A 602-nucleotide genomic window follows, 5' to 3' on the forward strand; every position below is an offset into this window, starting at 1 on the left:
ATTCAGCGTCGAGATGGCAGCGCCAAAGGGGATTGCGATGTCGGTATCACGCTCGATGCGATTGAGATTGCACCTGATGTTGACCGCGTGATTTTGGTTTCTGGTGATGGCGACTTCAGTTTGCTGGTGGAACGTATTCAGCAGCGCTACAACAAGAAGGTCACCGTCTATGGTGTACCAAGGTTAACCTCGCAAACCTTGATTGATTGTGCTGATAATTTCGTCGCGATTGATGATGATTTCTTGCTGTAAGCATCAGACTAGACAAAGAAAAGGCGAGTCATTCAGGCTGTACTTATGCGTACAATGACTCGACTTCCAATCTTACTTTACAGGTTGTTTATGAAGGAATGATGATTTGTCCTAGTACGTAACCTAAACAACACGCGCCGATCACACCAATCAAACCTACCGACATAAATGAGTGGTTGAAGTACCACTTACCAATCTTAGTTGTACCTGATGTATCGAAGTTCACTGTCGCGATATCAGAAGGGTAGTTCGGAATAAAGAAGTAACCGTACACCGCTGGCATTAGGCCGATAAGCAGTGCAGGATCTAGACCCAAGCCAAGACCAACAGGCAGCATCATACGAGCCGTT

At 46.0% G+C, this 602-nt stretch carries 1 protein-coding gene and 1 pseudogene; one reads left to right on the forward strand and one right to left on the reverse strand.

Features of this window, described 5'->3' with window-relative positions:
- On the forward strand, nucleotides 1-252 hold a 252-nt coding region (locus R7O13_RS28765), incomplete at its 5' end, for an NYN domain-containing protein (protein ID WP_318305448.1).
- 88 nt (nucleotides 253-340) lie between these two features.
- On the opposite strand, the pseudogene R7O13_RS28770 reads toward R7O13_RS28765, so the two are convergent.
- Nucleotides 341-602, reverse strand: a pseudogene (locus R7O13_RS28770) (anaerobic C4-dicarboxylate transporter); the annotation flags it as partial.

The organism is Vibrio sp. Y176 (assembly GCF_033438945.1).